Origin of the sequence: Companilactobacillus nodensis DSM 19682 = JCM 14932 = NBRC 107160 (genome assembly GCF_000615905.1) — a bacterium.
In the GTDB taxonomy this organism is placed as follows: Bacteria; Bacillota; Bacilli; order Lactobacillales; family Lactobacillaceae; genus Companilactobacillus; species Companilactobacillus nodensis.
In genome coordinates, this window is record NZ_BAMN01000004.1 from 121,363 (window position 1) to 134,734 (window position 13,372).

The following is a 13,372-nucleotide window of genomic DNA, read 5'->3' on the forward strand; positions in this document are numbered from 1 at the left end:
GTTAATCACGTTTATTTAGGGCGCACTGCTGTTGAGCAACGCGCTTTTTTTAACCCTATTTTCAAAAAAACAAATAAATTACATTAATATTGAGGAGAAACAATAATTGAAAAAGAAATTTTTTCAAATGGGATTAGATGAACTAAAGGAACAAAATAACTTTGAGGATTTCAAACAAGGACTATCTGACACAGAGGCTGCCAAACGATTAGCCGCTGATGGTCCTAACAAACTTGAATCACAAAAGACACCAAAGTGGAAAGTATTCCTGCGCCAATTCAAGAGTATGGTTATCTACGTTTTGATTGCCTCAACGCTGATCACCTTGCTGATGGGACATTATTCAGATTCGATCATTATCGGATTAGTAGTTATCATCAACGCGTTAATTGGATACTATCAAGAGACTAATGCTTCTGATGCGCTAGAAAAAATCAAACAAATGCTCTCGACTGATGCAACTGTCTATCGAGAGGGCCAACGAAAAGATGTGCCAGCTGAAGAATTAGTTGTCGGCGATCTGGTCTTCTTAGAAGCTGGTGACAATGTCCCTGCCGACCTCAGAATCGTTGATTCTGACAACCTAAGGATTCAAGAATCAGCTTTGACTGGTGAAGCCAACTCAGTCGAAAAAATTGCTGAAGGAATCGATGAAGAAACAGTTGCTCTAGCTGACCAGGACAATATGGCCTTCGCTTCAACTGCCGTTACTAACGGTAGTGGTACCGGATTAGTTGTTGCCACAGCTGCAGAGACAGAAATCGGTAAGATCTCTACTTCTGTAAGTTCTGTTAAACAACGAAAGACTCCATTAATGACAGTCATCGACAAATTAGGAACGAACACTTCTTACTTCATCGTTGCCGCCTCAGTCGTGATCTTCTTAATTGGATTAGTCTTCGACACTTATTCACTATCAGTCCTTGCATTAGCTGTTGTTGCCATGATGGTTGGTGCCATTCCTGAAGGATTACCTGCTACTACATCGGTTATTCTTGCCAAAGGTGTTAGTGATATGGCTAAGAATCAAAACACCATCGTCAAAACTTTGCCAGCCGTTGAAACATTAGGTTCAGTTGACGTTGTTGCAACTGATAAGACTGGTACACTGACAAAAAATGAAATGACCGTAACGGATATTATGATCGGCAATGAAGAATATCAGGTTAGTGGAATCGGTTATCGACCAGAGGGACAAATCACCCATAATGGTCAACCCGTCGTGATCGACGAAAAACTTCAGTTACTATTGGAAGCTGGTTATGAAGCCAACGATACCGACTTAGCTGAAGAAAATGGTCATTGGGTCATCAACGGTGAACCTACTGACGGTGCCTTCCTCACGCTTTATCACAAAGTTGTACCTTATGGTACAGCCGATAAATATGAAGAATTAGATATCCTCCCCTTTGACTCTGACTTCCGTTACATGGCCAAATTAGTCAAAGACAAAGATGACAATCGACTATTGTTCGTTAAAGGTTCACCAGATAAGTTACTAGAAATGGCTCAAAAAAATGACTCCAACTTTGACTATGACAAATGGTTTAACTTAGTCAAACGATTCTCTGAAGAAGGTAAACGTGTTATCGCCGTTGGTTATGAAAAACAACCTAATACCTTAAACGAGATAACTCATGAGATCATTACTGATGGACTTAACTTCTTAGGATTAGTTGCCATCATCGATCCGCCTCGTGAAGAAGTTATCGAAGCCCTAAAGGTTATGCGTGCAGCTGGTGTTGAAGTAAAAATGATTACCGGTGATAACGCCATAACTGCCAAAACTATTGGTGAGAAACTTGGACTTGCAGAAACGATCCACGCCATTACAGGTCCTGAATGGGATGAGTTGAATGACGAGGAACGTATTCAAGCCGCTGACAAGAATCAAGTCTTCGCAAGAACTACTCCAAGTAATAAGATTGAAATTATCGAAGCTTTACAAAAAAACAATAAAGTCACTGCCATGACTGGTGACGGTGTTAATGACGCCCCGGCCTTGAAACGTTCTGATATTGGTGTTGCCATGGGTATTAAAGGTACTGACGTTGCCAAGGATTCAGCTGATATGGTCTTAACTGATGATAACTTCGCTACTATATCAACTGCCATTAAAGAAGGCCGTCGAATCTTCGACAATATCAAGAAGAGTATTCTCTACTTACTACCTATTTCGTCTCCGAAGGTCTGATTGTGGCCTATGCCATCTTGACTAAAAATGAAATTCCACTACACCCGACTCAGTTACTCTGGATCAACATGGTTTCAGCCATTACGATCCAATTTGCTTTGATTTTTGAACCAGCTGAAGACGGAATCATGAATCGACCACCACGTAAGACTGGTGCTAAGTTTATGAGTCGACATGACGTATTCCAAATGGCCTATGTCGCTATACTTATCGCTGGTGTCAGTTTAGTTGTTGACGCCTGGTTAGTCGGTAACGGCGTTAGTCAAACAATCGCAAGTACAACTATGGTCAACGTGTTAGTTGTTGGTAAAATATTCTACCTATTCAACATCCGTACACCAAAGCTTGCTCTGTCAAAAGAATTATTCTCCAACATGTATGCCTTCGTCTTCGTTGGATTAATGATCATATTGCAACTTATCTTGACTTATGTACATTCATGCAAGATATTTTCCATACCGGTTCAATAGGATTACCTGAATGGGGACTTGCTGTGATCGGTGGAATCATCGTTCTTGCAGTCGCTGAATTCGACAAAATAATCCGATTATTAATGAACAAGAAAGCTGCATAATAAAAGACGCCCCAGCCATTTGGCTGGAGCGTCTTTTTATTGTGTCGCAACTAATGGATAGTCATTATCCAAAATATAACCAAAGCCGCGAACCGTCTTGATCCATGTTGGTGAAGAAGGATTCTCTTCTAGCTTGTCCCGTAAGTGACTAATATGAATATCGATCGTACGACTTGACCCTGCTGCATCGTAGCCCCAAACACCAGATAATAATTGTTCTCGGCTTAGAACTTGCCCACGATGTTGCATCAGATACCACAAAAGGCTGAATTCCTTAGGCGTAAGCCCCAGATCCATTCCTTCATGAGATACCCTAAAGTGTTTCAAATCTATCGATAGATCATGACACTGGACAGTGTGCTTAACATCTTTGGCAATTTTTTTCTTAGCTTGATTAACGGCAAACTTGTCATAGACCCAAAACAATTGTTTGAACTTCGAAATCAGTTCTGGATATGATAATGGTTCTACTAAATAGGCGTCAACATTAATATCGTAAAATAATTTACACTCGTCTTTTTTTCTTGTTGGAGATAAGACAACGATGGGACCATCGATCTTGTCACGTATTTCTTTTAGAGTGTTCAATGATGTCTTTAAATCGGTTGTCGCTAAGTCCCAGATCAGGCCAGATACATCGTCATCATTTACCATTTCAACAGTCTTCTCAGGTGTTGTCATATTGTGAATGAACCAGCCCTGACTGTTACAATAGCTATTCATTTCAATGAATAATGGCAGATTTTTACTTAATAATACCAATGGTCGCATAGATCCAACCTCTTTCCGCTCATAAATATTGCGTCTTCCCTTTATGTAACATGATTATAACTTATAATCAGATGGCCGTAATCTATTTTGCATAAAATGCACATTCTATTTTGATATAGACCAATACAAATAGAATAATCGTCCGTTCAGGCAATTTCAAACAAATTTGTTTATACATCCATTATAAAAATATAAATACAATATTTACACAATCTTTACAAACAACAAACAAGTTTTATACATCATCGAGTTATATTTGCATCATGTACTAAATATTGTTAGTAAGGGGTTAGTTATGAAAAAGAAAAATATCATTTCTGCGATCCTTTTATTCGGTGCTTTCATTGCCGTTTTAACTGGATGCAGCAACAATAGCAAGAGTAGTTCTAGTTCATCAGATTCCAGCGCTTCAGGTAAAATCACTGCGGTCGGATCAACGGCACTACAACCTTTAGTAGAAAAAGCTGCAAGCAATTTCCAAAAAGACAATAGTAAAATCAGCATCACCGTTCAAGGTGGAGGTTCTGGTACAGGTCTTAGCCAAGTACAAGACGGATCAGTTGCCCTTGGTAACTCTGATATCTTTGCAGAATCAAAAGACGGTATCGATGCTAAGAAGCTTGTCGATCACAAGGTGGCTGTAGTTGGTATGGCTCCAGTTGTTAACAAAGAAACAGGCGTTAAAAACCTAACAATGGATCAATTGAAGAAGATCTTCACAGGCAAAATCACTAACTGGAAAGATGTTGGTGGTAAGGATCAAGAAATAACAGTTGTTAACCGTGCCGAAGGTAGTGGTACTCGTGCAACATTCGAAGACGCCGTTCTCGGTGGCGACAAAGCTGTTAAATCACAAGAACAAGATTCAAATGGTACTGTTCAAAAAATTGTTGAAAGTACACCGGGTGCTATCAGTTATCTAGCATTCTCATACATCAACGACAAAGTACAAGCTGTATCAATCAACGATGTTAAACCTACAGATACAAATGTTGAAACAAATGATTGGCCTATCTGGTCATATGAACATATGTATACAAAGGGTGAAGCTAAAGATGCCACAGCTAAATTCTTGAAATACATGGACTCAAGTGCAGTTCAAAAAGGCCTTGTTGGTAAGATGGGATACATCAGTATTCATGACATGAAAGTTCAAAAAGATGCCAAAGGTACTGTTTCAAACAAATAATTCTGAGGGGCTTTGACTTGTAGCATCGCTGACGGTCAAAGTCCCTTTTTCATGTCTCAATTTATAGGAGGCTCTAAATGTTATGGATGAAATTCAACGTAAATTACAGCAAAATTCAAAGGCCACCCGAGAGGACCATCTAGGTAGAACCATCTGTTATATCTGTATTGGTCTGATCATCGCATTGGTGACTTGTATTTTATATTTTATCGCTTCAAAAGGAATAGCCACATTCACTAAGGATCACGTCAACGTGTGGCAATTCTTAACTACTTCTAACTGGGAACCAACCAGCATGGACAGCAAGGGAAGACCAATGGTCGGTGCACTTCCAATGATCGTTACTTCATTCAGTGTTACCCTTTTGGCTGCCTTAGTAGCAACACCATTCGCTATCGGTGTTGCTATCTTCATGACAGAGATATCTGCTAAACGTGGTGCCAAATTACTGCAACCAGTTATCGAATTGTTAGTCGGAATCCCTTCAGTTGTTTATGGATTCATCGGACTTTCACTGATTGTTCCATTCATCAGACATATCTTCGGTGGTACAGGATTTGGTATTCTATCTGGTACGTTAGTATTATTTGTAATGGTATTACCTACCATTACATCTTTAACCGTCGATAGTCTCAAGGCTGTTCCCATGCATTATCGTCAGGCTTCACTAGCGCTTGGAGCGACTAGATGGCAAACCATTTACAAAGTTATTTTGCGATCAGCGACTCCCGGTATCTTAACAGCTATCATCTTCGGTATGGCTCGTGCCTTCGGTGAAGCATTGGCCGTGCAGATGGTTATCGGTAATGCCATCCTGATGCCTAAGAACCTAGTTTCTCCAGCATCAACCTTGACTAGTAAACTAACTACCGATATTGGTAATACCGTTATGGGGACTCTCCCAAATGATGCGTTATGGTCATTAGCCTTGATCCTCTTACTAATGTCACTCTTCTTTAACATGTTAGTAAGATTCATCGGAAAGAGAGGTAATATCAAAAATGCATCCTAAACGTACAGATAAAATAGCCACAGGAATTATCTATGCAGTTGTTGCAACTGTGGTCGCTATTCTAGTATTTTTGATCGGATATATTTTATACAACGGAGTACCCGACATAACTTGGCACTTCTTAACATCCCAAGCACAATCATTCAGTGCTGGAGGTGGTATCCGAGATCAACTATTCAATTCGCTCTATCTATTAGTATTAACACTGATAATTTCATTTCCAATTGCTATGGGGCCGGCATTTACTTAGCTGAGTACGCCAAGGACAATTGGATAACTGATGTCATTCGTACATCAATCGAAGTATTGAGTTCATTACCTTCCGTTGTTGTCGGATTATTCGGTTACTTACTATTGGTTAATCAACTAAACATGGGATTCTCGATTCTATCAGGTGCCATCGCCTTAACATTCTTCAATTTACCATTGCTTACTAGAAATATTGAAGAATCACTCAATAGTGTTCCTGATCTACAAAAAGAAGCTGGGATCTCTTTAGGACTTTCTGACTGGAAAACTATCACTAAGATTATCGTTCCTGAGGGATTACCTGGTATCTTAACCGGTGTGATTCTCAGTTCCGGACGTGTCTTCGGTGAAGCTGCTGCCTTGATCTATACAGCCGGTCAAAGTGCTCCTTCAGTTTCATATACAAATTGGAACATCTTCAATGCCAACAGTTTCCTCAATCCAATGCGCCCCGCCGAAACATTAGCAGTCCACATTTGGAAGGTTAACACCGAGGCTGTTACTCCTGATGCCCATGCGATTTCTAGCGGTTCATCTGCTGTATTGATCATCGTCATCTTGATCTTCAATCTAGGTGCCAGATTCATTGGTAACCACATCTACAAAAAAATGACCGCAGCAAAGTGAGGTATTACTTTGAAAACATATGATTTTAATGACAAATATATCATCGACTTAAAGTCAGAAATGGCAATTGAAACTGATAATATTCAAGTTTCATATGGTAAAAATCAAGCCATTTTTGATACTAGCTTAAAGTTCCCCCGCTTCAAAATAATTTCTCTTATTGGTGCATCAGGATCAGGTAAATCTACCTATCTTAGATGTCTCAATCGTATGAACGATAAAATTGCGACGGTTGATGGCAAAATCATGTATCGTAATGTCGATATCAATGATCCTAAGACTAACGTTTATGAAGTACGCAAACACATCGGTATGGTGTTCCAGCGTCCTAATCCATTCGCCAAATCAATTCGTGAGAATATTCTCTTCGCACTCAAAGAGAATGGTATCCATGACAAAAACGAATTGGAAGAACGACTTGAGATGAGTCTACAAGATGCAGCGCTTTGGGAAGAAGTAAAAGACGAATTGGATACTAGTGCCTTAGCTCTATCTGGTGGTCAACAACAACGTTTGTGCATCGCTAGATCAATTGCCATGAAGCCAGATGTTCTATTACTAGATGAACCAGCGAGTGCGCTTGATCCTATCTCAACTTCTAAAATCGAAGATACAGTTCAATTGCTAAGTAAGAACTTGACCGTTATCATCGTGACTCATAATATGCAACAAGCATCCCGTATCAGTGACTACACTGCTTTCTTCCATATGGGACATATTATTGAATATAACGAAACTCGAAAGATTTTCACCAAGCCCAAAATAAAAGCCACCGATGATTACATCTCCGGTGACTTCGGATAACAAAAAAAGTCGCGTGATTAAAAAATCACACGACTTTTTTAGTGTCTTAAAACTAATCTATATTCATCTTCATTTTTAGTTTCTTTAATATGATACTTATTGGCAATTATACGACGCAAGTTATCAAGTTGCTTAGTACTGGAACTTCTAAACATTCTTGTAAACTTAGCTAATGGATTAGGCTTCACTTCTACATCAACATCTTTGGTGGAATACAGAACTGAGCGACAAATCTCATAGGCTTCGCCGATTACATAAATATTATTTTGACGAGAATAGACTAATTCGAATAATTCTGTTTGATCTGAGACCTTCATAATTTAACCACTCCTAGTGACTTTATTATGCCATAACACGGCCTCATGTACTACATCTTAGAGATTATCTCCCTTAGCACGAAGTAATTCTCCAAGTGAAGGTTGATCCTTAGGATCAATATCATACTTCTTAGAATATTCATCAACAGCATCTTTTCCATACAACTTCTCATCGAGTGGCATGAAGGCTGTGGCAATTGGATCTTCTTGCTTGATCACAGCGTTGATAACGATGGGTTTCTTATTTCCAGCAGCTTGTAACTTCTTGATTTGATCGAAAACATCATTAGCTTCTTTGATATTAGTAATAGTGAAACCAATTCCGCCAAGTCCTTCAGCGACTTTGGCCCAATCTGCACCCGTGAGGTCAACTCCGTACAAGTGTTGCTTTGTAGCAACTTGCTCGTAATAAATGAATCCTAATCTTTCATTGGACAAAACAACGTTAACAACTGGCAAGCCATAGCGTGCTTCAGTAATGATATCTGGTGCAACCATTGAAAATCCACCATCACCAGACAATGTCCATGCTTGTCCATCAGGAACACTCAAGGCACCAGCAATTCCAGCGGGAAGGCCGAACCCCATTGTGGCAAATAATCCTGACAAGGCAAAACGTTGATTCTTATTCATTGGTAATCCACGAACACCGAATTCTGTAACATTACCAGTATCAACACCATAAGTATCATTAGGACCAGCCATTTCAGCAATCTTAGCTGTGATCGTTTCTGGATTCAAACCGTCACTGTCGTCCTTAGCACGATCAGCAATCCATCTGTCCCAGTTAGCTTTGTTAGTTTGATTAGACTTCAACCAGTCACCTGCTGGCAATGTCTCACCAGTACCAATTAAGGCCTTCAAATAACTTTCAGCATCAGAAATAACTGCATAGTCGACATCAACTGTCTTACCAATATCATATGGATTATTGTTTACTTCGATGATCTTCAAGTTCTTTGGCCAGAATCCTGCGAATGGGAACTCTGAACCTAGGAAGAGTATCAGATCAGCATGTTGTAGTGCCTCAAATCCAGACTTGCTACCAAGGCGCCCAAAGGTACCGATAAAATTAGGATGGTCGGTACTGATAACGCCGGTTGCAGGAACAGTATTCATGATTGGCAAGTTGAACTGTTCTGAGAACTTAGTCAATGTCTCACGGGCACCAAGCAATCCACGACCAGCATAAACTAGTGGATGCTTAGCTTCTTTCAACATATTCAAAGTGTTAGTTACATCTTCAGGATTGATTGTTTGTGAGTAATCATTCTCAACGACTTTTGGAGTCTTAGGTGATTCGTAATCAATCTCTGCTGCAGTAAGATCCTCAGGCAAAGTAACTACGGCAACACCCTTTTGGCGGTATGCTTCACGAATTGCTTGGTTGATAACATAAGGAATTTGTTCAGCAGTTGTAACAGTACGATTGTAAACCGCCACATCAGCAAACATTGGAGTTTCGTCCATCTCTTGGAAGTAGTTAGTATTCATAGTTGTTTGGGGAACTTGTCCAACTAATGCTAGAACGGGTACGTGATCCATCTTGGCATCATACAATCCATTGAACAAATGTGTTGCTCCAGGACCAGCTGAACCGAATGCTACACCGATCTTACCAGTAAATTTGGCGTCAGCTGATGCAGCAATGGCACCAACCTCCTCATGACGCACTTGAATATACTTGATCTTATCTTTTTCGAGATATAGTCCCTCAACTGTATGGTTGATCGAACCGCCGGGAATACCGTAGACGTGATCGACACCCCACTCTTCAAGAACTTTAACTAGTGCTTGACCTGCTATCATTTTTGACATAATAAAAACTTCCTTCTATTTAAACATTTTTATTCTGAAAACGAATTCACGATAATCTTGCCAATAATCAGAAAATTTGTCAAAGATTCTTTCTCGTAGTTATTTATTTAAATCAAAATAATTGTCAGATTTATTAAAATAAATTTACAATTTTAGAAATTCATTTTTCTGGAAATATGTTTAAACAAGTATTAGACTTGTCAAAAATAACGAACGGTGGTGTTACTTATGCAAGTATTTCAAAAAAAAGATACTAATGATCTATTAAACCGAACTTCTCCTTTAAAAAGAACCTTGCATACTTGGGATTTGACCTTTCTTGGCATTGGGGCAATTATTGGAACAGGTATCTTCGTTCTAACTGGTAAAGGAGCTTTGACGACCGGACCTTCACTCGCAGTTTCATTCTTAATCGCAGCCATCTGTTGCGGGTTCGCCGGATTATGTTACGCCGAATTTGCTTCTATGGCGCCTGTGGCTGGTTCAGCCTACACATACTCATATATTTCCTTCGGTGAAATTATTGCCTTTATCATTGGTTGGGACTTAATTCTTGAGTATGCTCTCGGTGCCGCAACCGTTTCAGCTGGATGGTCCGGTTATTTCGTCAACTTGATGAATAACTTCGGTATTCACATCCCTAAAGTCTTGACGGCGGCGGCTGGTACAACTCCTGGGGTAACAACTTACTTCAACCTACCAGCATTTTTGATTATTCTCTTGATTACCTATATTTTGGCAAAAGGTATCAATACGACTAAACGTGTCAATGACACAATGGTTATTATCAAATTAGCCGTTATTATTTTATTCATCGTCTGCACTATTTGGTTTGTAAAACCTCAAAACTGGAAACCATTCACACCTTACGGACTATATTCCTTCCACAATGGAACGGCTGCCGGAGTCATTCCTGCTGCATCGATCGTCTTCTTCTCATTCATTGGCTTTGATTCTGTCTCTTCAAGTGCTGAGGAAACTATCAATCCCAGCAAGACGTTGCCACGAGGTATCATGTTATCACTTGGTATTTCAACAGTTCTCTATATTGCTATGACTCTGATCATGACAGGCGTTGTTAAATACACTGTCTTCGCCAAATTCTTGGATGCTCCGATTCTAGCTGTCTTGAAAGCAACCGGCCAAACTTGGTTAAGCATTATCGTCAGTATCGGTGCTATCCTTGGTATGACAACTGTTATCCTCGTTCAATTGTATGGACAATCACGTATCACTTACTCAATGTCACGTGACGGATTATTCCCGAAGTTTTTTGGAGAAGTTGACTTACAACGCCAGACACCATACAAGGAACATGGTTCTTCGGAATCATTACCGCTGTTACTGCAGGATTCATTAATCTAAATATTCTTTCTGAACTAGTTAACATTGGTACTCTAACAGCCTTCATCCTCGTATCAGCTGGAGTGTTATGGATGAGACACAAACACCCTGAGATCCACCGTGGATTCCGTGCCCCTGGAGTTCCATTTACACCGATCATCGCAATTGCCTTTTGTTTACTACTAGTCGCTGGACTCAATTGGGAAACATGGTTGAGATTCGTCATCTGGTTCGCAATTGGATTGGTTATTTACTTTAACTATTCTTACAAGCATTCAAAATTGAGAAATTAAAAAAACGAGCTGCAAATTGCAGTTCGTTTTTTGGGTTTAAATTTATTTTAGTTGTGCAAGATCAAATGCTGTAAAAGCACAGGGATTCTCAGTTCCACATGAAATACCGATACCAATGTCAGTAAAAGCTGGATTCATCAAATTATCATAATTTTGTGTAATATTAGATGATTTTAATTCTTTCATGGTTTCACTTACAATTTTTTCTGAATTATCACCAAAGCCTATATACGAACTAAATGACTCTCCAACTTTTCCGTAACCATAATTTACTCCGTTAGCTTTGAACATTGGCCAAGGATTATCAGTCATTTTTCCATGTCCATTAGCCTCATTCATCCATTCAGCGGACATTTCAATGGCAACATTGTTTAATCCGGAATTCATCTTTAAAGGTGCAGTTCCACGAGCCGCACGTTCAGTATTGATTGCATTCAAAAGTCCAGTTTGAATTGCAGACTGACTATTTCTATATTGATCACTCCAACTTGCCTGATCATCCCAACTAACATTGGGTGTAGTATCAGCCTGAGCAAGTTTTGTAACCTCATTATCTTTGACATACTCATTTGTAGCAACTTGATCATAATTCAAGCCATCTAGTGTAATAACTTTGCCCATTAGCCAATCACTATTAGCTGTCAAAGCACGGTTGGTAACCAATGCCCCTTGCTTGTTGTATATTCTCGTAATTTTGTTAGTTCTGACAACACTTTTTTATGCAGCATCGGCTGTATTAGACGAAAAAGTTCCGACTGAAAGTAACATTGCTGCCGACATACCAGCAATTAAAGACTTTTTGAATAAATTCATAAAGTAATTCCCCCATTAATTAATATAAGCACACATGTAACAACACAATTATACAACTATATACACATGCACTAACATATTAATTAATTTTAACTTACATACCAATAAAGTCTTGCGCAATATAATATCTATCGGTTGTAGCATCATAATTAGAACTAATTCCAATGTAGTTATATGTTGAACTTACAACACTATTATAATGTGCGTGACCTGGCTCATCCTTGAATGACTTCATAACGGCTGTGGCCAACTGTTCAGGGGTCGAACCATTGCCACCAATCTCCTCATCAATATTCTCTGCAGCTGCATGATAACTCAAGCCATTCTCATCAAAGGCACTGAAACAATCAGAACCATTTGGTCTCGTGTGACTGAAGCTTTGAACGATTTCATTTGCACGAGTAACAGCAGTCTGTGTTAAACCAGGAGTTTCTTGTAATGGTGCAACTCCCAAGCTAGCACGTTCATCATTAACTGACTTCAAAATTGCAGATCTAACGGCATCTTTGGGTAGTTCGACTCTCGTTGGTTTGCTTGTATTTGTATTCGTGCTTGTATTATTGTTATTTGTATTTGTATTTGTTCCAGTATTAGTATTACTGTTGTTATTATTATCATTCGCAGTCAATCCAAATCCAGCATCATACGTAATTGTCGCCAAATTATTCAACCACATATGATTGGATGGCACCCATTCGGTTTTGGAGATCTTGTAAAAAATTACACCGTTTTGATTAATAACCGCTTTTGATACCGCCCATTCACTACCCTCGGCCAATTTACGACTACTGATTCGATTAATAGATGTATCAAATAAATCAGCATTACCACCGACCACTCTACCGGCCAAATGAAATTGTATATTTTGTTGTTGGATACTAGGATCATAGACCTCAGAATCTTTGACATACTCATTTGTAGCTACTTGATCATAATATTCATCATTAATTAAAATTTGTTTACCCATTCTCCAATCGGTGTTAGCCTGAAGTGCACGATTCTTTACCAAATCGCCTTGTTTAGTATAAATGTAAGTAACTTTTGAAGTCCTTACCACCGGATAGTCACTTGCTTTGACAGTTTGAGGTGAAGTTAAAATTCTTGTTGATAATAATGTTGCAGCAGCCATCCCCACAATGGCAGTCCTTTTAATAAGTTTCATAAAATATTTTTCCCCTTTTTTAGTTTTCTTTAAGAATTAAAATGTATAATCATAACGAAGATTCTAATGAAGGCTTCATTACTCATGTGATATTTTTTATGAATCTAAAAATTCCCCCTTTATTTATCAACAAGTCGTATGGGACTATTTTGTTCATTCGAAATAAACAGGAGCGATATATTAGGATAAAAAGCATTTTTCACAA

General features: G+C 39.0%; 8 protein-coding genes and 3 pseudogenes. 6 read left to right on the forward strand and 5 right to left on the reverse strand.

Annotation, left to right across the window (positions count from 1 at the left end; all coding sequences use genetic code 11):
• Positions 1-127 precede the first annotated feature (127 nt).
• Positions 128-2,768: pseudogene (locus JCM14932_RS14475) on the forward strand (HAD-IC family P-type ATPase).
• A 36-nt stretch (positions 2,769-2,804) separates the two neighbouring features.
• On the opposite strand, the gene JCM14932_RS17545 reads toward JCM14932_RS14475, so the two are convergent.
• Positions 2,805-3,539, reverse strand: a complete 735-nt coding sequence (locus JCM14932_RS17545; RefSeq protein WP_025023789.1) for a winged helix-turn-helix transcriptional regulator — start codon at positions 3,537-3,539, stop codon at positions 2,805-2,807.
• 295 nt (positions 3,540-3,834) lie between these two features.
• On the opposite strand from JCM14932_RS17545, the gene JCM14932_RS04255 reads away from it, so the two are divergent.
• From JCM14932_RS04255 to pstB, 4 genes and pseudogenes are all read left to right on the forward strand, one after another.
• Complete coding sequence (locus tag JCM14932_RS04255) at positions 3,835-4,728, forward strand: phosphate ABC transporter substrate-binding protein (RefSeq protein ID WP_025023790.1); 894 nt, start codon at positions 3,835-3,837, stop codon at positions 4,726-4,728.
• 82 nt (positions 4,729-4,810) lie between these two features.
• Positions 4,811-5,740: a phosphate ABC transporter permease subunit PstC gene (gene pstC, locus JCM14932_RS04260; protein ID WP_025023791.1), complete on the forward strand. Its 930-nt coding sequence runs from the start codon at positions 4,811-4,813 to the stop codon at positions 5,738-5,740.
• Positions 5,730-6,616 (forward strand): annotated as a pseudogene (gene pstA / locus JCM14932_RS14480) (phosphate ABC transporter permease PstA). Before pstC ends, pstA begins: the two are co-directional and overlap by 11 nt.
• A 60-nt stretch (positions 6,617-6,676) precedes the next feature.
• Positions 6,677-7,420 carry a phosphate ABC transporter ATP-binding protein PstB gene (gene pstB, locus JCM14932_RS04270; protein ID WP_218016036.1) on the forward strand — a complete coding sequence of 248 codons (744 nt, stop codon included), beginning with the start codon at positions 6,677-6,679 and terminating at the stop codon, positions 7,418-7,420.
• 38 nt (positions 7,421-7,458) lie between these two features.
• On the opposite strand, the gene JCM14932_RS04275 is transcribed toward pstB, so the two are convergent.
• Both JCM14932_RS04275 and spxB read right to left on the reverse strand, forming a co-directional pair.
• Positions 7,459-7,737, reverse strand: a complete 279-nt coding sequence (locus JCM14932_RS04275; RefSeq protein ID WP_025023793.1) for a hypothetical protein — start codon at positions 7,735-7,737, stop codon at positions 7,459-7,461.
• Positions 7,738-7,794: 57 nt separating this feature from the next.
• Positions 7,795-9,555 (reverse strand): pyruvate oxidase, encoded by a 1,761-nt coding sequence (gene spxB / locus JCM14932_RS04280; RefSeq protein WP_025023794.1) that lies wholly within the window; start codon positions 9,553-9,555, stop codon positions 7,795-7,797.
• 228 nt (positions 9,556-9,783) lie between these two features.
• On the opposite strand from spxB, the pseudogene JCM14932_RS14485 reads away from it, so the two are divergent.
• Positions 9,784-11,192, forward strand: a pseudogene (locus JCM14932_RS14485) (amino acid permease).
• A gap of 42 nt (positions 11,193-11,234) precedes the next feature.
• Here the strand turns inward: JCM14932_RS14485 and JCM14932_RS04290 are convergent.
• Positions 11,235-11,855: a CAP domain-containing protein gene (locus JCM14932_RS04290; protein ID WP_025023795.1), complete on the reverse strand. Its 621-nt coding sequence runs from the start codon at positions 11,853-11,855 to the stop codon at positions 11,235-11,237.
• A gap of 244 nt (positions 11,856-12,099) precedes the next feature.
• Positions 12,100-13,167, reverse strand: coding sequence for a CAP domain-containing protein (locus JCM14932_RS04300; protein WP_025023796.1), 1,068 nt, complete (start codon positions 13,165-13,167; stop codon positions 12,100-12,102).
• Between the last annotated feature and the right edge of the window lie 205 nt (positions 13,168-13,372).

Bases quoted from the DNA above. Each gene is read 5' to 3' on its own strand.
- pstB (WP_218016036.1), top strand. From the start codon at position 6,677: ATGGCAATTGAAACTGATAATATTCAAGTTTCATATGGTAAAAATCAA.
- JCM14932_RS04300 (WP_025023796.1), bottom strand. From the start codon at position 13,167: ATGAAACTTATTAAAAGGACTGCCATTGTGGGGATGGCTGCTGCAACA.
- JCM14932_RS17545 (WP_025023789.1), bottom strand. From the start codon at position 3,539: ATGCGACCATTGGTATTATTAAGTAAAAATCTGCCATTATTCATTGAA.
- pstC (WP_025023791.1), top strand. From the start codon at position 4,811: ATGGATGAAATTCAACGTAAATTACAGCAAAATTCAAAGGCCACCCGA.
- JCM14932_RS04255 (WP_025023790.1), top strand. From the start codon at position 3,835: ATGAAAAAGAAAAATATCATTTCTGCGATCCTTTTATTCGGTGCTTTC.
- spxB (WP_025023794.1), bottom strand. From the start codon at position 9,555: ATGTCAAAAATGATAGCAGGTCAAGCACTAGTTAAAGTTCTTGAAGAG.
- JCM14932_RS04275 (WP_025023793.1), bottom strand. From the start codon at position 7,737: ATGAAGGTCTCAGATCAAACAGAATTATTCGAATTAGTCTATTCTCGT.